Annotated in this window: 17 protein-coding genes; 2 read left to right on the top strand and 15 right to left on the bottom strand. The window is 50.3% G+C overall.

Translation table 11 applies throughout. The features are described 5' to 3' along the window. Positions 1-29: 29 nt before the first annotated feature. The 8 genes from KZ483_RS06990 to KZ483_RS06955 all read right to left on the bottom strand — a co-directional run bounded on the left by KZ483_RS06990 (position 30) and on the right by KZ483_RS06955 (position 10,573). The gene (locus KZ483_RS06990; RefSeq protein ID WP_220351957.1) at positions 30-1,388 is read right to left on the bottom strand and encodes an ABC transporter substrate-binding protein; all 1,359 of its coding nucleotides are present in this window, start codon (positions 1,386-1,388) and stop codon (positions 30-32) included. Continuing rightward, a complete protein-coding gene (locus tag KZ483_RS06985) occupies positions 1,385-2,926 on the bottom strand; it encodes an ABC transporter substrate-binding protein (RefSeq protein WP_220351956.1) in 1,542 nt (513 codons plus the stop codon). Before KZ483_RS06985 ends, KZ483_RS06990 begins: the two co-directional genes overlap by 4 nt. Then, entirely contained in the window at positions 2,923-3,489 is a 567-nt protein-coding gene (locus tag KZ483_RS06980; protein WP_258881711.1) for an RNA polymerase sigma factor, read from the bottom strand. The genes KZ483_RS06985 and KZ483_RS06980 overlap by 4 nt, the downstream gene beginning before the upstream one ends. A 415-nt stretch (positions 3,490-3,904) precedes the next feature. After that, positions 3,905-5,176, bottom strand: coding sequence for an MFS transporter (locus KZ483_RS06975; RefSeq protein WP_220351955.1), 1,272 nt, complete (start codon positions 5,174-5,176; stop codon positions 3,905-3,907). A 58-nt stretch (positions 5,177-5,234) separates the two neighbouring features. After that, positions 5,235-5,651 (bottom strand): GIY-YIG nuclease family protein, encoded by a 417-nt coding sequence (locus KZ483_RS06970; protein WP_220351954.1) that lies wholly within the window; start codon positions 5,649-5,651, stop codon positions 5,235-5,237. Positions 5,652-5,683: 32 nt separating this feature from the next. Continuing rightward, positions 5,684-6,448 (bottom strand): DUF2087 domain-containing protein, encoded by a 765-nt coding sequence (locus KZ483_RS06965; RefSeq protein WP_220351953.1) that lies wholly within the window; start codon positions 6,446-6,448, stop codon positions 5,684-5,686. A 132-nt stretch (positions 6,449-6,580) separates the two neighbouring features. Continuing rightward, entirely contained in the window at positions 6,581-10,264 is a 3,684-nt protein-coding gene (locus KZ483_RS06960) for a 5'-nucleotidase C-terminal domain-containing protein (RefSeq protein ID WP_220351952.1), read from the bottom strand. Positions 10,265-10,387: 123 nt separating this feature from the next. Continuing rightward, positions 10,388-10,573, bottom strand: a complete 186-nt coding sequence (locus tag KZ483_RS06955) for a hypothetical protein (protein ID WP_220351951.1) — start codon at positions 10,571-10,573, stop codon at positions 10,388-10,390. A 304-nt stretch (positions 10,574-10,877) separates the two neighbouring features. Between KZ483_RS06955 and KZ483_RS06950 the strand changes: the two genes are divergently transcribed. Beyond that, the gene (locus tag KZ483_RS06950) at positions 10,878-11,960 is read left to right on the top strand and encodes a lactonase family protein (RefSeq protein ID WP_220351950.1); all 1,083 of its coding nucleotides are present in this window, start codon (positions 10,878-10,880) and stop codon (positions 11,958-11,960) included. Between the two features lie 147 nt (positions 11,961-12,107). Here KZ483_RS06950 and KZ483_RS06945 read toward each other — a convergent pair whose 3' ends face one another. The 6 genes from KZ483_RS06945 to KZ483_RS06920 form a co-directional block, all read right to left on the bottom strand. Continuing rightward, complete coding sequence (locus KZ483_RS06945) at positions 12,108-12,476, bottom strand: LytTR family transcriptional regulator DNA-binding domain-containing protein (protein WP_220351949.1); 369 nt, start codon at positions 12,474-12,476, stop codon at positions 12,108-12,110. 13 nt (positions 12,477-12,489) lie between these two features. After that, positions 12,490-12,624, bottom strand: coding sequence for an AgrD family cyclic lactone autoinducer peptide (locus KZ483_RS06940; RefSeq protein ID WP_220351948.1), 135 nt, complete (start codon positions 12,622-12,624; stop codon positions 12,490-12,492). Then, a complete protein-coding gene (locus tag KZ483_RS06935) occupies positions 12,621-13,148 on the bottom strand; it encodes an accessory gene regulator ArgB-like protein (RefSeq protein WP_220351947.1) in 528 nt (175 codons plus the stop codon). The genes KZ483_RS06940 and KZ483_RS06935 overlap by 4 nt, the downstream gene beginning before the upstream one ends. Beyond that, the gene (locus KZ483_RS06930; RefSeq protein ID WP_220351946.1) at positions 13,138-13,827 is read right to left on the bottom strand and encodes a hypothetical protein; all 690 of its coding nucleotides are present in this window, start codon (positions 13,825-13,827) and stop codon (positions 13,138-13,140) included. The genes KZ483_RS06935 and KZ483_RS06930 overlap by 11 nt, the downstream gene beginning before the upstream one ends. A gap of 79 nt (positions 13,828-13,906) precedes the next feature. Next, complete coding sequence (locus KZ483_RS06925; RefSeq protein WP_220351945.1) at positions 13,907-15,133, bottom strand: MFS transporter; 1,227 nt, start codon at positions 15,131-15,133, stop codon at positions 13,907-13,909. A gap of 154 nt (positions 15,134-15,287) precedes the next feature. Then, positions 15,288-17,012 carry an ABC transporter ATP-binding protein gene (locus KZ483_RS06920; protein WP_220351944.1) on the bottom strand — a complete coding sequence of 575 codons (1,725 nt, stop codon included), beginning with the start codon at positions 17,010-17,012 and terminating at the stop codon, positions 15,288-15,290. Between the two features lie 201 nt (positions 17,013-17,213). Between KZ483_RS06920 and KZ483_RS06915 the strand changes: the two genes are divergently transcribed. After that, positions 17,214-18,275: an efflux RND transporter periplasmic adaptor subunit gene (locus KZ483_RS06915; protein ID WP_220351943.1), complete on the top strand. Its 1,062-nt coding sequence runs from the start codon at positions 17,214-17,216 to the stop codon at positions 18,273-18,275. Between the two features lie 199 nt (positions 18,276-18,474). On the opposite strand, the gene KZ483_RS06910 is transcribed toward KZ483_RS06915, so the two are convergent. Next, positions 18,475-21,588, bottom strand: a complete 3,114-nt coding sequence (locus KZ483_RS06910) for a beta-galactosidase, LacZ type (RefSeq protein WP_220351942.1) — start codon at positions 21,586-21,588, stop codon at positions 18,475-18,477. Positions 21,589-21,736: the final 148 nt, after the last annotated feature.

Here is a 21,736-nt window from a genome sequence, read left to right as displayed (position 1 = left end):
TTGTGGAAGCAAGCTTCCCGGTAATCCCTTTATTTTGTTTTCTTCGCTGCATCAAGGAGCGCTTGACCATCCTTCTGAATCGTTTTGATTATCTCATCAACCGATTTCTCTCCCTTGATGGCAGCGGCCATTTCCTTATTCACCAACTCTTCGAACAAAAGATAGAACTTCCTTCCATCGTAAACAGTCTCAATTTCCGGTTCAGCCGTTGAGTAAACAGGCTTTAGCTGAAAAAGGCGTCCAATTATAGGATCCTGCACATAGTTAAGGTACGACTTCCGGGTTGGAAAGCCTGAACTTGCCGTGTCCGAACTCAATTTCGATTGGATTTTTGCCATATGATCACTGGTCATGAAACGAATCACATCCCAAGCCGTCTCCGCATTCTTCGCCTCCGCACCGATCGCCATTATATTAAAAATATAAATGTTGCTGCTGCTCAGACGGTCCTTCGAACTGACGGGTGGTTCGACGTACCCGGTTTTGAACTTCTCTGTGTTATACGAAATGCCATAATAACCGATACTCATGGCTGCTTTCCCCTGTTCGAACAGATTCGCTTGTTCAGTGGCTTCCTTATCGAACGTCAATACCCCGTTAATCATTTTCCCTTTAACTTCCTTCGTGGATAAAGTTCCCGATTCGTATAGATTGATTACCGTTTCAATAATATGGCGCCAGAGCGGAGTATCCATGCTGACCTTGCCGCGGGAAAAAGTCACATCCCGGATGCCTTCACTCATGGCAAATTGTGAGAGAACATTATAGGGCAGATTGGAAAAGGGTTGATGCATGCCGACTATGCCGTCCTTGCTGCCACCGCCCGAAGTAAACCGGCTGGCCAGCTCTATCACTTCCTCAAGCGTCATTCCGTCGTGAGGGAGTTCAATTCCATACTTCTTGAATAAAGTCTCATTATAATAGAGAACGCTGGACTGGAAGAACGGTGCAATGCCGCTAAGCCTTCCTCCGCTTGCCTGCTTCACCCATTCTATCATGCCCGGATAGAAGTCATCCTCTGTCATACCGCTTTCCGCAAGCCGGACGGACAAATCCGCCACAAGACCCTTTTCAGCAAGCTGTACATATCGGTAAGAAGACGTGAGTATTAGGTCCGGCTTTTCCGTTTCGATTTTTTTCATAAATTCTTGAATGCTTAACCTCGGCTTATAGTCCTCCTCTAATTCAATAAGTTCAACTTTCAGCCCGGGAAATGCCGCTTCGACATAGTCCCGGTATTTATAGTCATATTCCCCTTTTGAGTCAACGGCAATTCTAAGAACCTTATCCCCTTGTGATGGTTCCTCATTTGGGGAACACCCTGCAGTAACAACAAACAGAAGAACCAAAGAAATGAATAAAAATGCTATTTTTGTGCAATCTCTCATTGTTTCTTCTCCTCATTATTTATCTTAAGGAGTGATGCATCAAGTCCAGCCTGTATCTTCTCCAGTGCTTGATCGACCGTCTCCGAGCCTTTGATAACCGCCTTCATATGCTCACCGCTAAGCTGCATGAACTGCTGATAGGCTTCCTGGTAACGTTTATCTTCCTGTTTTTTTATATTTGCTATGACCTGCTGAGGGTCAACCTCCATTTTATAAAATGCTCCCCACTTCTCTGAAGGCTCCGATTTCATCGCACCGGCTCGGGATAATATCATTTTCGAATTCATCTGCCCTTGGTCAAATCGAGACGCTGTCTCCGGACCTGCAATAAACCGCAGCAATTCCCAAGCCGCCTCGGTGTCGGATGTTTGAGCATTAATGGCATAAACAAACATGGTATTCAAATAATCCGCTTGGTTCGTAGCCGCCGGATCGATGCGGTAAGGTAATGTCATCCAATTCATTTGTTTTTTTGTCGTTTTTTCATAGTCAAGAAGACTGCCGTAATAGTTATTGTCTTCAATAATCATGGCTGCTTTACCTGAAGCGAACAGATCGGATTTAAATATGTCGGTCATTAAAATACTGCCCTTGCTCCAATCAAGCGGTGGTGATTGCCCAATCCATCCCTTTTTATTGCCGTCCGCAACTTCCTGCCACACCCGCTTCCAGCCGTCGGTTTGAACCGTAGCTTTAACGCCTTCCCTCGTCAAGGACACAGCTTGCATACCAGTCGATTGGCCGATTAAAGCCGCTAGTTGGGACGGATTATCCCTCCTATAAGAGGTAAGCCCATACACGCCTGTTCCTTCGAAGCGGGCGGCCGTCTTTAATATTTCATCAAGAGTTGCACCTTCTTCGGGTATGGGTATCTTATGTTTCTCAAACAAATCCTCATTAACGTAAAGAACGGTGGAATTAAACTGATTAGTCAGACCATATAACTCTCCTCCGCCTGCTGAACGAAGCAGATCAACAAGGGGTTGGTGAAGCTCCCCCAAGTCAAAATTATTTTTCTTGATTAGCGGGTCGAGCGGCTTTAGCTTTCCTTCTGCTGCTAACCTCATATACATCCCCAAAGGAAGCATAAGAAGATCGGGTTTCCCCTTATCGATCGCCTCAAGAAACTTATCCGGTGTGTAAGCTGTTTCTGGTGAGATCATGAATGTATTAATCGTGACAGACGGATGCCGAATGATAAACGGTTTCTTAATTTGATTAAAATCACCAATAGTCAATAGTTGGACGTTTAGTGTTGCTTCCTTATCCGCCAACGGGTCATTAAAAATAGCAGCGAGATTGTCTTCCTTCTTCTTGGGCTGAAGCAATTCCTTCAAATCAACCCGGAACCACCAGCCGCAGCCGAGCAAAATCACAACGCTCAATAGCGCTGCGACAGCCCGGAACGTCGCTGTTCTATTTGTTTGTTTCATTCGAATACGTTCCCTCACTTTGCGTTCAAGGTCTGAGGTGAACCCGTTCTTGATCGGGGGTCTTCCGGCCAGCCGGCGCTCCCATTCGTTTACCGGATCATTCATGTCCACTTTTCCTCCCCGGTTATCCGCGCATCCTCGGACAGATTGCGATTTACCGCTGCTCTTGCACGGTGAAGCCGCGATTTTACCGTACCGATCGATACCCCAAGCATGTCCGCTATCTCTTTCATCGCAAGGCCGTGATGACTGCTCAGCAGCAGAACCTCCCGCAGCTTCCGCGGCAGCTTCAAGACGACCGCCCACACCTGCTCGGTCATGAGCTTATCGATCGTCTCGCGCTCCGCAGAAGGGTGAGACTGCGTTTCTTGTCGGCTTACAGGCATCAGCGTAACACGGCGGATCCAGGCAGACCGCAGCACGTCGCGCGCCGTGTTGCGGGTGATGGCCAGCAGCCATGTTTTGACAGACGATTGCCCCCGGAAATCGTATAAGTGTTCGAACACCTTGACGAATACATCCTGGGTAATATCGTCGGCCAGCTCTCTCCGATGAGTCATGAAGAAGGCGAAATTCCAAACGTCTTTGCCGTAAGCGTGCATGAGCTCATCCAGCACGGCATGACGGTCCAAGCCGTCTGTTACATGTTTCAAGTAATCGAACTGCAAAAGGTTCACCTCGCAAAAGTAGACGAATAAGCATGAAAAAGGTTCCCTAACTTATTTTCCACGATTATATAATGAATCTGGTGAGTCATGGGAAAGAATGAACAAATTTATTTAAAAATCAAAAAGCCCCGTATCACTCGGCATTATGCCGGTATACGAGGCTTGAATGTATACATTTTGTATAGACATGTAATAAATTCCCACATAGATTACAATATGTATAATCACAATGTGGAGGTAAGCTTGGGAAAACGGATTGCCGTACGTTCTCATTAAAGTGGAACTCGAGTATCACGGACCGCCAATTACGTCAGAGAAAAGATAACGGCTTCGGGATAATCTCCTCTTCATCTGACGCAATTGCCTGAGCTTGCTGCTCATATCCGTTTACTCATGAATTCTTTACCCATTCCACTTAATGGGCGCCCATTCCCGAAGGCGACGGCTGCTGCGCCGCGGCCTCGGGCGCCTTGTGCTTGAAGATCGGAACCACCATCAACATGCCGGCAAACATCAATGCACCGGATACGGCGTAGATCGTTACAAGCGGCATCACTTTCATCAGAGGACCGGCTGCTGCCATCATGATCACCATCGCGCCGACAAACATCGGACTGAGCACTCCGTTCACCCGTCCTACATAGGCTTGATCCGACCAGCTGAGCATCATCGTGCTGATGGCGATCTGGATGATCGGAAAGGATAAACCATTCACAAATTGCATAACCAGCGTTAATGGAACGCTTTGCGAATAACCGATTGCGACTGTGCATAACGCGCTGCAAAGCATTCCGGCGGCCAGCATTTTTTGCGGAGAAACCTTCTTCGAGATTGCCATTGATGCCGCGCCGCCTACAAGCATTGCAGCGCCGTTCACCATCATGATGAATTGGAGAAACTCCTTCGGCTTGCCAAGCCGCTCCGTAACAATGAACAATCCGAGCGTTTGGGCGATGCCGACGGCCAAGCCTGCCAGTGCAAAAACGCCGCAAAGCGTGCGCAGCACCGGATTGCGCAGGACGTACTGCAAACCCTCTTTCATTTCACGGACGATGTGCTTCTCGACCTGTTCATCCCGATTCACCGGAGCATCGTCAGGCAGCCGGAAGAGAACAAGCGCAGATAACAGAAAAGCTACGCCCATGACAGCGATCGAAGGTAAGATATCGAAATTCTGGTAAACAATAACGCCGAGCGACGGCCCGACAACCATAAAGACTGCAATAAGTGACTGGAAAATCGCCATCGCACTCTGCAGCTGCTCAGGCGCAATATTCTGCTTGAAGAGCTTCATAACAGAAGGCTGGGAGAACTGGGATAATATCGCCGATACGAAGGTTGCCAAATATACGGCCTCCCACGCCGCAAAGGTAATGGTCAGCAGCACAACGAAGACGGATACGGCCGACAGGAAATCGCACCAAATCATTGTCCGCTTCGGACGCCAACGGTCGGCGAATGTACCGCCTATAAACGAGAAAACGAAGATCGGCGCAAATTCGGCTACAGATATGAGAGAAACAGCGATAGGATCATTTCCCGTTTTGTCGGTCACATATAAGAGAATGGCAAAGTTGCGTACCCAAATTCCGATTTGCAGGAGTATGTTGGATAATAACACCGTTTGAAAAAAACGGTTGCGCAGCACATGGCCGCTGGAAGCGGCAGCTGCGGTATTTGTGGACATTTCCGGCACCCCTCATTGTAAAATATTCAACCCTCAAGGGCTGCTGCAGCCTGCATGCTTACAGCTTCGGAGGCTTGTTGTAGCCTGCAGGCTCGTATGGCCGAAGCTTCTCCAACCATTTTATTTCCATTTTTTTAAGATTATCCCTATAAGATAATATCACACTACTGCGCAGTCCGCCCTCATTCTGAAGCCCGATATCTTTGTAATCCTTGCGGACTTCATCGCCCAGCTTCAATGTCTCAAGAATTTCAAATTCAAACTGTGCTTCGCCGTCGCGTTTCCAGTCCGCTTGCAGCGCGGAGTTGCGGTGCGAGCCTAAGTTCAGCATGAACCGCTCACGTTTCTCCGCGGAATCGAGCGTTGACGAGTAAGCGATATAGCGTTTGCCGCTGAGCCGGTTCGTGATTGCAAACACACCCATTTCGCGCTTCTGCATCGCGTATTCATTTTGCAATTCTTTTCTTCTGTCCATCTGAAACATTCCTCCTCTAATGCTGCCAAGCTCTAAACGTTAAGCCAATAGACGCTGCCGTCGCTTTCCCGGTTTAAGAAACCGTAATCTATCAGATACCGCCGGAGGGTGACATATTCATCCGTCATAAACCGCTGCAGAATCTCGTTGACCTCACGTTCCTTATATTTGCGGCCTTTCTTGAAGCTCTTCGCAATATGCCTGAGAAGCGCCAGTTTTCTCTTTTCCTTGCGGGGAAATCCGGTAAGCGGCCCCTCCGGTCCCTGAGGCATATATTTGGACAGCAAAGCGCTGTACTCGTCCTGAGTAAGTGCATATCTCTCATCTACCTGAGGCGCAATCCGGTGAATCGGCACAAATCTGGCACCGCTCGGAAGAGCGCCGTCCATCATCTCCATTATCGCAAGGAATAGTTTGGCCTGCTTCGCTTTCTCCTTCAGCGCGAAACGATGATTGCGGATCGTCGAAGCGCTGCCTGCTCCTGTGAGCTTCACAATATCCGTATCGCTCATGCCCAATGCGAAGGCGCTGATGAGCTGCTTCTGCAGGTCGGTTAGACCGGCTGCCTTCTTGTCTAGCCCCAGCAAATACTCCAGCATGGAACCGTGAGCATGCTCCACATGATAACGGATATATTTGCGGGCTTCGAAATAACGTTTTTCAAACGGGTAAACTTCTCCATCCTCAAACTTATCTCCGCATACGAGACAGTAATAGCTCTCGGTCGCAGCATCGTAAACAAACCCCTGCTTCAAATCAGCCAGTGATGCGCTGTAAAAGTATTCGGAAACATCCATAAACAAACAACTCCATATCACGTTTATTAATTTAATAGACATAATACCATTTTGTTTGTTTAATTTCAAATATATTTCTGAAAAACAAAGCCTCTGTCCATTTCGGACAGAGGCATAATATTCACTGTACCTTCATTTCATCTGTGTGATGGCATAAGAGATATTTCGAATGAGCAGCTCAGCGAAGGCGGCTTCGATTTTTTTGCCGGACTGGGCTTTCACGAAATTTTGCATCAGCTGCATTTGGATGACTTTGGCATTGTGCAGAGCAATTTTTTGCGCAATCCGGGCCTGGTTCATTAGAACATTAATCGTGCCTGCGTGGCTAATTTTGCCGGCATTAATTCCGGCAAGGACGAGCTCATCCAGATGGTGGAGGTCCATTATCACGTGAAGCGGTATGGACTTGGTCGCCTCGTTCCCTACTTTATCGAACGCCTTGACCTCTACCGTGTAATCGCCGGGCTCAAGCGTGAGCGGTGCGATCTCAGTCGCCGGATTGACAGGCTTTCCGTCAAGCATAACTGTGAGCTGCCCCAGTCCGCTTCCCGCATCGGCAGCCTCAATATTCAGCTGCAGCTTATCGTAGGTGTAGATGCTCCACTCTTCCGGAGCGTTGATGACAGGAGCTGCAACGTCGCTGCTGATTCGGCCTTCCGCTGCCGCATAATGAACCGGACTCGTAAGGCTCTTGATGTAGTCAACGGAAGCTGTAATATCCTCAGGACCTTGCGTTACGTTCCGGCCATACTGCCCGAGGAGTTTATATTTAGACGTCGTCTGGCTGTACATGAAGTTATTCACCGTCAGCGTATAGACTGCGGCAGGATTGATCGGCTCACCGTTATCCAGCGTCAGCCGTTCGACTTTGTTTGTCGACGTATTCCAAGTGTACCTCGCTCCTGCAATAAAAGAATCCGGGCCATATTGCGGGCTGATCATCGCGTTCAAGATATCGACGAACTGTGCGCCGGTGACCTCAATTCTAACAAGGGTGTTGCCAAACGGCTGAATATTGAACATCTCGCCCCAAGTAATTGGTCCTACATCCAGGTCATCCCGGACACCGCCGCCGTTCATCAAGGCAAAATCGCTGTTCATCCCAGCTCTCATGCCGTCTGCGATCAGATTGCCGAGACCATTGTCGCCAAATATGTCTTTGGTCGGATAACTATTGCTGAGCGCAAGGTCGTTTGTTCCGATCACTTCATTCACTTTCGGAGCGACAACGTCTTTATAATGCTGAATAATGGCCGCTACGGCCGGGTCCGGCGTAATCTCGGATTGGATGACGTCCACGATCTCGGCTGATTTGCCGATGATATCGCGCGTGACCGGATCAATGTCCAAATCGACATCGGAGAAGGCCTTGCCGTATTCCCAGGACTGAACGATCAGCTTGTTGTCCACAACAGCATTGACCTTTACGTGGTTGTGACCTGCATAAATAACGTCAACCGCGTCGCTCACCTTCATCGCAAGATCGGCAATATCGCCTTTGGCGGATATTCCGTCCTGTTCACCCGGTACATGGGCAAGCACGACAATCGCTTCGACACCCTGCGCCTGCAGCTCGGGCACATATTTATTCACCGCCTCCGCCTCGTCCGTGAACCGGATATCGGCGATGCCCTCAGGCATAACGATGGACGGCGTTTCCGTAGTTACGACTCCGATAAAACCGATTTTGACGCCGCCTACTTCCTTCAACGCATAAGGCGGAAGAACAAGCTGTCCGTTCGACTTGAATTCCACATTGGCCAGCACCACCGGGAAATTCATTCCATCGTAGCCCGGCGTTCCGTTAGGATGCTGTCCTCCATGGACGAGACGAAGCATCTCCGCCGTACCTTCGTCGAATTCATGATTGCCGGGAACGCCAACATCGAAGCCGATCGATTCCATGATATCAACCGTCGGTTCATCCTGCAGCAGTGCCGATACAGGTGAGCTTGCGCCGACCATGTCGCCTGCGTGGATGATCAATGTGTTCGGGTTGCCCGCTTCCCGCTGCCGCAAATAAGCGGCGAGGTAATCGGCGCGGCCGTAATTGACGCCCGGCTTGCCGGAGACTGTGCCTGTCACGTCAATCTTGCCGTGAAAGTCGTTCACGCCAAGAAGCTGAACATGAATCGGTTCCTTAGAGCCCGGTTGTTCGGGGGCATAGCCGTTAGCCTGGGCTTCCTGCTCGGAGGCAAAGAAGATGCGCGACTCCACTGGAACTTTCCCCCAGTCTTCCGGTGCGACATAACGTTTGGTCGCGTAATTGCCGACATAACGGAGCAAACCCTTCCCCTGCTCCCTCGCGCGGAATACAAATGGCAGCTCAAGCAGCGGGTTCGAGGCACTCCATATGCCAAGCCCTGCGGACTTAGCTTCCTTAACGGCTTGCGAGAACAGCTCGAAATCGTCACTGATTGGCCATATGAAGTAGGTGACGGCGAACCCGTCGCGAACCATTTGCAGATTCACATTCATCCCGTCCGATTTGCGGATGACCTGCGCCAGCAAGCGGCCATAATCGTCGGTCGCCTCTTGCCCTACTTTCAGCGTTACCTGGTCGCCTGGGCGAAGCAGCGTATTGAGGTGCGCCTTAGCCGCATTTCCGTGATCCAGCTGGTTCTGATCCAGCTCGTTATGCACGGTATGATACGTCTCCGGTGTGTCCACATTGAGAAAACGGACCTTCGTTACCCCGAGCACCGGAGTTTGCAAATGAATCGTGTCTCCGTCAACGACGCTCTCCACGACCGAATCGTACTCTCCGGCAGCGGATGGAGCCGGAGGCTGAGGATCAAGCATAACGAGATCCGACGCTTTGCGCGGAATAAGCTGGTAGCTGTCGTATTGGCTGACGATCGCGGTAATTTCGTACCATTTGCCGGGCTGTATATCCGAGACCGGAATTGATCCTTCCATGACGCGCAGCGTCGTACCTTTAAAATCGCTGTCGATCAGAGAGATATTGTAGCCGCCGCCTGCCGGGCTCCCTGGAACCTGCTGAATGAAGCCCTTCAGCTTAACCAAACGCCCTTCAAGCGCTTCGCTGAGCGTTCCAATGGAAGCTGCCTCCGGAGCAGGGAGCGGCTTGCCAGACTCAAGCACCTCTATGCCGCTGACTGCCGCAGGCATAATTTCCGTCAAGCCTTTATATTCGGCAATCTTACCCGTAAGGCGAACGAGGTCGCCTTCATGCAGATCGAACGGGTCAACCTGGAACACATTGATTCCGCCTGTCGCATCCTGAATATAGGTCGACAGCTTACCTCCGCCGATTGCGGCGTTGTCGGCCGTAACGACGCCTTCCACTATGACGGTTTGACCGATTCGCGCTTTAGCCTCGGCAATCGTCAACAGCTCAGGTTCATTCGGGTTCGGATCCGATGGCGCTGCCGTCTCGAACGCTGTCGGACTCTTGATGCCCGGAACCGTGTAATACGCGGATAGCGTGCCGGTTACCCGGATCTTGCTGCCGATAAGCTGAGGGTTCGTTTGCAGCCCATACTCGGCCCTGAACGACGCGGGAATTTGAACCGGCAGCATGTGCGCTGTATCCCGCTCACCGGGAGCATCCGCCAGCGCGAGGTTATAATCGTTACCGAATGGGGCTTCGAAATCGTACGCATTCGTTCCTGTCGTATGCGCCACTACATACCCCTCAACCGTTGCGGTACCGCTGTTATTTGCGATCGCCGCACCGACCGTGATTCTACCGTCTTCCGCATATACCGGTGTCAAGAGAGAACCAAATACGGTTGTGAACAAGAGTGCATAAGCGAGAAAAGCCAATCCGACTTTTGCAAAACGAGATTTCAAAATGTTTCCTCCTCTATCAATAAGATACATTGCTAGGATAGAGGAATATTATTAAACGGCTTCCTGATTTATGTAAATAATTTGTAAGCCGCGGCAAATAAAAAAATGGCGATGATCCAAACTTTAAGCTGCCTCAGCTGCTTTAAAGATTCGATCATCGCCATTTTTCAGATACGCGTACTTTCTTTTATCCTGTTTAATCTTCGTTACGGGTTTGACGCCATTCCAGCTGCCCCGATGCATTCTTGGGTCCAAAGCACCCTGCTGCAGCCGTTTTTCCAGTTTTCTGCGGGCTTTCGTTTTAGCCATTCTTCATGCACACTCCTTGATTAATATGATAATTTGAATCTTCGTTCTATCTATAGAATACGCCACAATGCACCGTTTGTTCAAGGTCCGTGAATTGAATCTCCTTAAAATGGTTTAAAAATATAAATATGTGACCGAGAGGGGGGATGAGGGCATTTATACGCTTGGCGGCTGGCGGTTGAAGCAATTGAGAGGGGCAAAGAGGGAGAAAGCCGAAGCACCGGTTAACTGTATTCTTCAATTTGTTTATGAAGCGGTATAACTCTATAATTATAATTAATCGTTATTAATAGGAGGAAGCCGAGTGACTGATAAACAACAGCGTTTGTTCATATTTGCGGGCTCGTACGCGGAGCCGGAGGAAAATGGGGTGCATGTTTACGCCTTCGATGAGAACACGGGAGAATTAACACTTACGGATCAATTTGCCGGCCTTAAAAACCCGACCTTTCTTAATGTGGATGACCGCAATCTTAAGCTGTATGCGATATCGGAAGGCGCCAACTCAGAGGGCAAGAAAATCGGACAAGCCGCCGCTTTCGCTATCGATCCTGCCGCAGGGACTCTTCGTTTTCTGAGCAGAGCCGACACCGTGGCTGCGCCGACCTGCCATATACAACGGGATTCGGACAGCCGCTTCCTGATCGTTGCAAGCTATCATGGCGGTATGGCCGGCCTGGTCACCCTGATGGATGATGGCCGGATCGGCAAGCTTCTGGACACCGAGCAGTACGAAGGACATGGCGCCAACCCCGAGCGTCAGGACCGTCCGCATCCGCACTCGTCATTCTTCAGTCCGGACGGCAAATACCTATTCATCCAGGATTTGGGACTGGACCGGATTAATACCTATACGATCGATGCGGCCGCCGGAAAGCTCAGTCCTCACGGAAGTATAAGCACTCATCCGGGAGCGGGACCGAGGCATCTGGTTTTTCGCCCGGACGGCTTATTCTCTTACGTCATCAACGAAATTGACTCGACCGTGACGGCTTTCGCCTACGATGCCGATTCAGGGCAATTGACCAGCCTCGAGACGGTCTCCACGCTCCCTGAGGGCTTCGATGGAGAAAATACGTGTGCGGAGATAACGGTTTCCAGGGACGGCAAATTTCTATACGGTTCCAATCGCGGGCACGACAGCATCGTTATCTATTCAATTGATCCCGCATCCGGCAAGCTTACGCTTGTTGACCACGTTTCTGTTCAGGGCGCGCATCCGAGGCATTTCGCTCTCACGCCGGCCGGTAATTACCTTATTGCCGCTAACCGGGACACGAACAATATCGTGACGTTTCGGGTCCATAAAAATACAGGAATGTTAGAATATACAGGCAAGAGCATAACGGTGTCCAAGCCGGTATGCGTACAACCGTTGTATTTATAGAATAGTTAAATTCACGGCGATAACCGGAGCCTCGGAAATCATGGATCTTGGTTATCGTCTTTTTTATATCCATTGGACAAGAAAATGACCTTTACCGCACAAAAAAGACGATTGCAGATTTCACAATCGTCCGTTCTATCAGGCTGACTATAAATTATTGCTGGCGTTCTTTGTAAGTCCAATCAACTTTTTTACTTTTTGAATGTAACCCGTGGCAACCGTTGCAAATTTCGACCGTTTTTCAACCGTCTTGTCAAAATATACAACGCCGTAATCGGAATCGAAATACGTGACATTGTCCATTTTAACGACGACTGAACGATCAAGCTTCTCGAAGCCTGCGTCCGGAGTCAAAAGCCTGAGCAATTCATCAAAGTTGTTAATTTGATAGAAGGTTTCAGTCTTTGTATGAAATGCAATTCGCTTCCCATCCATAGAAGAATAGCATATATCTTCGATATTCAACCAATATATGCTTTTATCGCTTCTTAAGACAGGGATGTGCTTATGCTCCATCACATAACAACCTTTATCGCTTCTTTAATAAACCTTCGGGAGCTGTAGGCCGATGAGACCACCATGGGGAAGCAACACAGACCGAGCTGAAAGCAACCAGAAACAAGGCTCCCGATACAACCATGACGAACAGTTGTTTTATCTTCATTTTTTCACCCCCTTTAATTTAACAAGTAAGATAGATTGTGTAAAGAGAATTTTTGCCAATAAGGAGGAAACAAGGAAAAAATTAGAGATAACGATCAGAATCGATATCACTTTTAACAACGGAAAATATTTCTCGGGAATTCTGGTCTGGTTCTCAATCCCCGATGGCGCCAAGATGGCAGTCAATACCAGACTTGCTGCAGTCAGTATTAAAGTCCAATTTCCGTAAACAGGTATATACGGAAGCGCTATCATTAGGGTAGTTGAGAAGATGATGCATTTCAAGGCGGATTCAAAGTGAAATCCTCCGGAGAAAAATCTGAATATGCCGAATGCTACAAGTGTGTATAAAGTTTCTGTGAAATGCCCCCCCAGCCAGCCGCCAAGGAGTGAGAGACCCGCTACCGAGAAACCATTGAATGACATAATGATTCCATACTTCATTATTTCAACGCTTGTTGTTTTCTCGGGGTTGATCTCTTTTAACGATATTGCAGCCCTTTCAGCGAACGATTCAATCATCATTGGCCCCAACCTTAACTTTTTCTTTTTTGTTTGCCGCATAGATCAATAATGACGTCTCAACGATTAATACAATAATTGCCGATATGAAACTGATCGCACTTCCATGTTCTACCGTGAAATAATACGCGTAATACACAATGCCGACACCAAACAATAAGAATAATAACACCAACAATAACGTAAACAGCTCTTTCTTTTTCATCGACGATATCTCGAGCTCGTCACTGTTGGGGACGAACGAATATCCCCAATTCTTCCGTTTAATATAATAGCTGATCACAATAGCCACAGAGCTCGTTATTAAAGCTACTAAGTACATTTTCATTGTAAAAGGTTCCAGATTATTCACAAAAACGCGGGCCAAAAGCATGATAAAACCCTGCAGCAATCCATAAGCAAAGTAACCGATAAAAGATATAAACACCGAGTATCCCAAGTGAATTTGAAACAACAACCACATTAGAATAACAAGCACTCCGAGTTGAACAAACGGAGATAATGCCGCCAACTGGTCTTCTCTCATCGTAAAAGACAGGTAAGACAATGATACGCATACAAAGATCATATGGTATGCATACCAGCGGTACTTGATTCTGAATAATGTAAATATGAAAATGAGAATCGCTGCGTATTCAATTGAAGAAACGAGCGTGAAGACTATAAATTTCGTAAACTCCATTCTGACAGCTTCCTTTTCAAGGAAAATCAATCTGCTACCTAAAATATACTTAAAATTGATAATTAAGTCACTAGTTATTTTAAAATGAGGCTTCGCGCCGGTCCGGGGGCAGCAGAATCGATAGAAACCCGAGCAGCGGAAGAATGCTAGAGTAAATCATAACGTCGGCAAGTCCCCAAATCTCGGCAGCCTTGCCTAACACAACCGCTCCGAGAGCTCCCATGCCAAATGCCAGGCCGGTAATGAGTCCCGATGCCATTCCAACCTTGCCGGGAATCAGCTCTTGGGCATAGACAACGCTCACAGAGAAGCCGGAGAGCAGAATAAATCCGAGAACGACGGTGATCGGATAAACCCAGAATAGAGGCACGTGCGGAAGCAGGAGCGCGAAAGGCGCTGCCCCGCCGACTGAAAACATAATCATCTTCTTACGGCCGAAGCGGTCTGCCAGAACGCCTCCGAAGAAGGTTCCCAGGACGCCGGCAGCCATAAAGAGAAAGATCGGCACCTGTGCCGCGCGAATGGATAACCCGTAGCTATTTTCCAAATAAAATTGGTAGAAGGTCGATATCCCGCTGAAATACCATGACCGTGCAAACACCAGCAAAATCAGAATCGTTAATGCAAAAACGACGACTGACCGTTCGCGTTTGGCGAGCGCGCTCGAAACCGTATTCGCGGCCCGTTTGACCGGCTTCCCATACAGGGCGAGCTGGTTCCGGTACCAAGGCACGACCCGCAGCAGTACGATTATTGCCGCAGCCGCGAGCAGCGTCCCCCATATTGCGCCCGGCTGTCCGAGGGGCACGAATATGAATATCGTCATGAGGGGAGCAAGCGAGCTGCCTGCATTGCCGCCAACCTGATAGATCGACTGTGCCAGTCCGCGCCTGCCGCCGGCCGCAAAGTAAACGACCCGTGAACCCTCGGGATGAAACACCGCCGAGCCAAGTCCGATGAAGACGACCGCGAGCATGACAGGCCAGAAGCCAGGCGCAAACGCCAGCCCGGCCATGCCGATGAGGCTCATCCCCATACCCACAGGCAGCATCCATGGAGCAGGCCGTTTATCCGAGATATATCCGACAAGCGGCTGCATCACCGAGGAGGTCATATTGAGAGCAAAAGCGATCCAGCCGATCTGCGCATATGACAGCTCGAGCGATTTCTTCAAAACCGGAAAGAGCGCCGACACAACCGCCTGCATTGTATCATTAAGCAAATGTACCGAGCTGATCGCATATAAAATTGCATAGATCGTTCCGGCTTGAACCGCGGCCGAACGTGCCGTTGCCGTTGTTGCCATATCTTTATCGCCTCTCTTTCATGACACTTGCCAATAAGCTCCTGCCTCAAAAATCTACTGCAACGATAGCATATCATGCCAACGGTGACAACGATTCTTTGGCCGCGCTGCTGCCATTTTCACAGTGTCGCTATATACGGGCGCCGTCAGCCGCTTACGTCGCGACCGCTCCGAACTGGGAACGGTGAAGTCTGGCGTATATGCCGCCGGCCGCAAGCAGCTCATCATGCTTGCCGGACTCGGCGATTCCGTCTTCTGCAACAACGATAATCCGGTCCGCATGGCGGATTGTCGCCAGTCTGTGAGCAATAATCAGCGTAGTCCTGTTGTGTGCAAGCTCGGCCAGCGCCTGCTGGATAATCGACTCCGTCTCCGTATCGAGCGCCGATGTCGCTTCGTCAAGTATGAGAATCGGAGGATTTTTCAAAAACATGCGGGCGATCGCAAGCCTCTGCCGCTGACCGCCCGACAGCTTCAGCCCCCGCTCGCCGATTACGGTATCCAATCCATCCGGAAGTGCGTCGATCATCTCAAGCAGATGCGCTCTGCCCGCCGCATCTCTGATATCTTCCTCGCTTGCGCCGAGCTTGCCGTATGCAATATTGTCGCGAATCGTGCCGGCGAACAGAAATACATCCTGCTGCACAATACCGATTTGAGAGCGAAGCGAGCGCATCGTCATGCTGCGGATATTGCGGCCGTCGATCTCTATATCTCCTCCGTCCACCTCATAGAACCGCGGAATAAGACTGCACAGCGTCGATTTCCCGGCCCCCGAGGGTCCTACCAGAGCGATCGTTTCGCCGGAACGAATGCTGAGGTTGACGCCCGTCAGCACATCAGAATGTCCTTCATAGCTGAATTTTACATCCTTGAACGTAATATCGCCGCGCAGCGGGCTCGCTTCGATTGCTCCAGGCGCATCCTTCACATCAGGCTCCGTATCCAGCAGCTCGCAGAAACGCTTGAAGCCGGCCATCCCTTTGGGATAAGACTCCATAAGCGTATTGATCTTATCGATCGGTTTAAGAAAAATATTCACATACAAAAGAAATGCGACCAGCTGTCCGTTCGTAAGCTGGCCCTGATACGTATACCAAGCGCCGCAAATGAGGACGATCAGAGAGATGAGCCTTGTCAGCATATAGATCGAAGAGGAGCTGTAGGAAATTGCAAGATAAGACTGCAGCTTGGATAATCTGAACCGGTGGTTGTTTTCCCGAAAACGGCGCAGCTCATAGTCTTCATTCGTAAAAGACTGTACGACGCGAATGCCCGAGACGCTGTCTTCCACCCTGCTGTTCACATCCGCGATCCGCTCAAACATGCCTGTCGCCGCTTTGCTGAGCCGCATGTTGAAGAAAACGATAATCCAGACCAGAACGGGTACCACCAGAAACGTAATCAGGGCAAGCTGGCTGTTCACCGTCCACATGATGCCGAATGCGCCCGCAAACGTCATAAGCGCAATGAACAGATCCTCGGGACCATGATGGGCCATTTCCCCGATTTCAAACAAATCATTCGTCATTCTTGACATCAGGTGCCCGGTTTTATGATTATCGAAGAACCGGAACGAGAGCTTCTGAACATGAGTGAACAGCTGCTGGCGCATGTCCGTCTCTATATTGATGCCGAGCTTGTGGCCCCAGTAATTGACGATAAACTGCAGCCCCATACTGAACAAATATAAGGCGAGCAGCCCGATTCCCGCCCAAACGATCAGCGGCCAATTGCGGGAGGGAAGCAGATTATCGACCATCCACTGGACCGCCATTGGGAAGCTTAGCTCGATGAGGGCAGCCATAACTGCGCATCCGAAATCAAGTAGAAACAGCTTTTTGTAAGGGTTATAATAAGAAACAAACCGACGCAGCACGGGAGAACCTCCTAATACGATGTTTCAATCCGGAGCCCTGCATTCAGGGCAGGTTTTTCCTAAAACTAACATCTTTCGGTTGATTGTGCAATTCAAAATGCCATCCCTCTAATAACTGGAAATGAAAACGTTGACACTCCTTTATTTGACCGTTATGCTTTGGATAGGCATATGGCTTGTCTTGTCCGAATGTGCGGATTTATGGGGGGAAAACAATTGCGGATTATTCATCATACTCATTTTCAGCGTTCTTTTGTCCGTCGCGCCGCGGCGGCATGCTTGGCCGTTTGTTTGCTCAGCGGATGCTCGCTTCTTCCGGAAGAAGAAGAAACGCTTCAGCCGCCTGTCCAGCAGAAGAAAGAGGAATCCTACGAAACTACTCCGGTAAGAAAAGGAAATATCGAAAAGTACTTAAAAGCTGTAGCAACGGCTGTATCCGGCAGCAACGCATCCGTCTCGTTCTCCGAGTCCGGCGGCCGGGTAAAAAAAATGTTCGTTCAGGAAGGTGATTCCGTAAAAGCCGGTTCGCCTATCGCCGAGCTTGATACAGGGGATCTCACCACTCGCATAAAGCTCCAGCGGCTTGCCGTAGAGCAGAAGCAAATCAGGTATACAGGGGCCATATCGAAAGCGGCCGGCAAAACCGACCTTCGCCTCTCTCAAATCGATCTGGACCGGGAGAAGCTTGTTCTTGATTCGTTGGAGAAGCAATACCGGAAATCGTTATTGCTATCGCCCATTAACGGCGTCGTAACGTATGTTAACACACTCGACCCGAGCGAGCCGGTAGCCGCTAATGTAAACATTGCAGTCATCTCCGACCCGAACACGGTCAATCTTATTTATGAGTCAACGGATATTCGGAATATTGCCGCTGTCAAGCAGGGTACGGACGTAGAGGTCGAAATCGACGACAAATTATATAAAGGGAAAGTCGCACAGACCCCGTCCACCGCGCCGAAAACCACTGATGAGAAGATTCAAAGGCAGAATGCGAAATCTCTTATCATTTCGCTTAACCAGCCCAGGCCGGCGCTTAAAATAGGCGAAACAGCCGATATCAAGCTGTTTATCGAGAAGAGGGACAATGTGCTTATCATCCCGCGGGCCAGCTTGCGCTCCTTTCTGGGCCGGACCACCGTACAAGTTCTGGAGGGCGGCCGCGTGAAAGAGCTTGACGTACAGGCAGGACTGACAACAACAACGGAAGTCGAAGTAATCAAAGGCCTGGAAGAAGGCCAGAAGGTCATTATAGATAACTAGTAATATCAATATAAATAAGCAGACCGTTCGGAGCTAATGCTTCGGTTTGCTTTTTTTGTTGCGCTTGCGTTCTATCCGGGCTGATAAAATTCAAAGCTGCCAACTCATCCCCGGTGCCCTGCCGAGGCATCTGACTGAAGATAAAGACGGCTTTGCCCAGCTTAAGCTGAAAGCAAAACCGTCTTTGATTTTCACTCCATCAGATACCTTTAATCGTGAATCCAAATGCATACGGCTTGTTCGCCTGCAGCAAATACTGCTGGTGAGGAAGCGCGCCCCAGCTATCGTCACCGCCAACGCCCATTTGCCTGTGATTGATGCGGATTACCGTCTTGTCGCTCTCCGGCAGCTTATACACATGGTCGTGCGCTTCGAGTTCAAACGGAGTATACGGGAGGGCATTCAGCTCAAACACCGGCAAACCTGTTATAAGCAGTCCGGCGCCGTCTGCATTCGTAACAGCCGCCCGCCGGACTTCCATCTTGTTGCCGCATTCCTGCGGCCGGATGTAAGGCACGAACTGGTCCTCGACCTTCGCGCTGTAAAAGCCCAGCTTGGCGCCCGTCTGGCGGTCCCAATACGATTCGTGCGGTCCTTTACCGTACCATTCGATCGTGTCGAAGGACCGATCCAGGACGAACATCATGCCAATCTCCGGAATTTCCGGCAGATCCCCGTTTCCGCCCGGCGTAAGCTGCTGGTAAATATCGATTTCGCCGCTGCCCCGCACGGTATATGTGACATCGCAGCTCGAAGCCTTCGTCGTCGGCAGCAGGTAGCTTGCTTGCACGACCACCCGGTCCGGCAGCACTTCCCACGTGAGCTGGCGCAAGCGGCGCTCCACTCCGGCCGAGCGCCAGGTGGCGCAGCGCTCATGCTGCTTATTGCCGCGGTCGTTATCCGTGTACGCCCGCCAGAAGTTCGGAGCCGGCGGGGCTTTCAGCAGCTCCTTGCCGTTGGCGGCGAAGGAGACGAGGTTACCAGTCGCCTTATCGAAGCTGACGGCGAACTGCTCGCCTGTAATGCTCAAGACAGCCTGTTCTTCCGACACCTGCACAGCCGGACTCCCCAGGATACGGACTGCCTGCGCGCGATGCTCTGCAGGAGGAAGCAGGAACTGTTCGAACGCGACTTCGTGTCCCGCCTCGGCCCAAGCGGTCGCCTGCTTTGTAAAGAAGCCGACCGTCAGTACAGCCTCGCCTTCCGCACCGCTCAGAACCGGGAGCGGGATGGTGACTTGCTGCGAATCACCCGGAGCGATTGCCGCTGTAAGACTGCCTTTATCCGTGACGACGCCATCGACGGCAAGCGTCCACTTGAGCTCATATTCTCCCAGGTTGGTGAATAGAAATTTATTCTCTACCGTCAGAACTCCCTCGGCGAGATTGACTTCGGAGAACGTTACGTTCTGGTAGCATTTTTTCACTTCATAGATTTTCGGCGATACGCTGCGGTCTGCGAATATAATTCCGTTCCCGCAGAAGTTGCCGTCATGCGGCTTCTCGCCGAAGTCACCGCCATAGGCCATATACGAGATGCCGTCATCGTTCTTTGTCCAGATTGCCTGGTCGATCCAGTCCCAGATAAAGCCGCCCTGCAGAACCGGATAGCGGTCGAACAGCTCGCAATAAAGATGCAGCCCTCCGCAGGAGTTGCCCATCGCATGGCTGTATTCGCACAGAATGAACGGCTTTGCCGGATTGCTGCGTGCGTATTCTTCGATCTTCGCCGGTTTCGAATACATATGGCTTTCCATGTCCGTAGCCGCATCCGAATCCCGCCACATCGTGACTCCTTCATAATGAACGAGTCTTGACGGGTCTGCCTCCCGCAAAAAGTCGTGCATCTTGATAAAGTTGTCACCGCCGAATGACTCGTTCCCGAGCGACCAAATGATGACGGACGGGTGGTTCTTGTCGCGCTGCAGCATCGAATTGGCCCGGTCGAGCACATTTGCGGTCCACTCCGGGCGGCTGCCCGGTACAGTCTTCTCGCCCAGCTCCTTCTGTCCGTAATTCCAGCTGCCGTGCGTCTCGATATTCGTCTCATCGATGACGTATAAACCGTATTCGTCGCACAAGTCGTACCAGAGCGGATGGTTCGGGTAATGCGATGTGCGAACGGCATTGATATTATAAGCTTTCATCAGTTTGACGTCCGTCACCATGTCCTCAAAACCTATCGCCCGTCCGGTGTGACAGGAAAATTCATGCCTGTTGACACCTTTGAAGACAATTCGCTTTCCGTTAATAAGCATAAGGCCGTCCTTCAGCTCGAATTTACGGAAACCGATTCGGCAGCTTACCGCTTCAAGCAGTTCACCCGCTTCATCCTTCAAGCTGAGTACAAGCGTATACAAGTTCGGCTGCTCGGCGCTCCATTTGAGCGGGCTTCTCACGTCTTGAGCCCCTTCAATCCCGGCCTGGGCTGCACCGTCCAGCGGCGCCGTCATCACAATCGGGTGCGCCAGTACCGGCTGCAGGTCCCGGTCGTACAGTTGGGCTTCGACGGTTACCGTACCGAGCTTGTCTTCGAAATAGTTCGTTACGTTCGCCTTTATCTTAAGACTCGCATCCTCGTAAGCTTCATCCAGCTCCGTCGTGGCGAAGAAATCGTACAGATGCACCTTCGGTGTCGTATATAGATAGACATCGCGGAATATGCCGCTCATCCGCCAAAAATCCTGGTCCTCGAGCCAGCTTGCGTCGCACCAGCGGTACACTTCAACAGCCAGCTTATTATCGCCCTCGCGCAAATATGGAGTCAGATCGAATTCGGCCGGTGTGAACGTATCCTCGCTGTAACCGACAAGCTCGCCGTTCACCCAAACATAGAAGGCGGATTCAACGCCCTGAAAGCTGATAAATACCGGCTGACCCTGCCAATTCTCAGGCACGGAAAACGTCCTTACATACGAACCGACCGGGTTATATTTAGTCGGCGCGAACGGAGGCATCAGCTCCTCCGTCTCCTCCCAGGGATAACGGACATTCGTATATTGGGGGTAGTCGTAGCCCTGGAGCTGCCAATGCGAAGGAACCGGTATTTCGTCCCAGCCTCCGCAGTCGTAGCCTTCTTCATAGAAGCCTGCGATACGTTTGTCGGGCGTTTCGGCAAAAGCGAACTTCCATGTGCCGTTCAGCGACAAACAGCTGCGCGAGGATGCCCGGTCTCCTTTGAGAGCTTCCTGAACAGTATCGAAGGGGATGAGTGTAGCGTGCGCTTTCATCCGGTTCAGTTCAAAGATTTCGGGATTGTTATTCCACTCGGGATAGCCGTTCTTAGGCGGCGTATACACATATTTGGACTTCATATTCGCACCTCTCGATAGAAAAATAGTAGCTTATTAGCTTACTTTAGCCGACAAACCGGTCATCGTAAATAAAATAATCGGGTTATTACGTATCGAAAAAGCGCACAAAAAAGAATGCACACGGTGAACGTGCGCACTCTGCGGGCAA

This window comes from Paenibacillus sp. sptzw28 (assembly GCF_019550795.1).
Taxonomy (GTDB): Bacteria; Bacillota; Bacilli; order Paenibacillales; family Paenibacillaceae; genus Paenibacillus_Z.
This window is presented reverse-complemented; position numbering and strand designations above follow the sequence as displayed.

Excerpts from the sequence above, each read along its gene's own strand:
- KZ483_RS06965 (WP_220351953.1), bottom strand. The coding sequence starts at position 6,448 with ATGGATGTTTCCGAATACTTTTACAGCGCATCACTGGCTGATTTGAAG.
- KZ483_RS06945 (WP_220351949.1), bottom strand. The coding sequence starts at position 12,476 with ATGGAGCATAAGCACATCCCTGTCTTAAGAAGCGATAAAAGCATATAT.
- KZ483_RS06985 (WP_220351956.1), bottom strand. The coding sequence starts at position 2,926 with ATGAATGATCCGGTAAACGAATGGGAGCGCCGGCTGGCCGGAAGACCC.
- KZ483_RS06930 (WP_220351946.1), bottom strand. The coding sequence starts at position 13,827 with ATGGAGTTTACGAAATTTATAGTCTTCACGCTCGTTTCTTCAATTGAA.
- KZ483_RS06925 (WP_220351945.1), bottom strand. The coding sequence starts at position 15,133 with ATGGCAACAACGGCAACGGCACGTTCGGCCGCGGTTCAAGCCGGAACG.
- KZ483_RS06915 (WP_220351943.1), top strand. The coding sequence starts at position 17,214 with ATGGGGGGAAAACAATTGCGGATTATTCATCATACTCATTTTCAGCGT.
- KZ483_RS06975 (WP_220351955.1), bottom strand. The coding sequence starts at position 5,176 with ATGTCCACAAATACCGCAGCTGCCGCTTCCAGCGGCCATGTGCTGCGC.
- KZ483_RS06935 (WP_220351947.1), bottom strand. The coding sequence starts at position 13,148 with ATGATGATTGAATCGTTCGCTGAAAGGGCTGCAATATCGTTAAAAGAG.
- KZ483_RS06970 (WP_220351954.1), bottom strand. The coding sequence starts at position 5,651 with ATGGACAGAAGAAAAGAATTGCAAAATGAATACGCGATGCAGAAGCGC.
- KZ483_RS06955 (WP_220351951.1), bottom strand. The coding sequence starts at position 10,573 with ATGGCTAAAACGAAAGCCCGCAGAAAACTGGAAAAACGGCTGCAGCAG.
- KZ483_RS06940 (WP_220351948.1), bottom strand. The coding sequence starts at position 12,624 with ATGAAGATAAAACAACTGTTCGTCATGGTTGTATCGGGAGCCTTGTTT.
- KZ483_RS06990 (WP_220351957.1), bottom strand. The coding sequence starts at position 1,388 with ATGAGAGATTGCACAAAAATAGCATTTTTATTCATTTCTTTGGTTCTT.
- KZ483_RS06910 (WP_220351942.1), bottom strand. The coding sequence starts at position 21,588 with ATGAAGTCCAAATATGTGTATACGCCGCCTAAGAACGGCTATCCCGAG.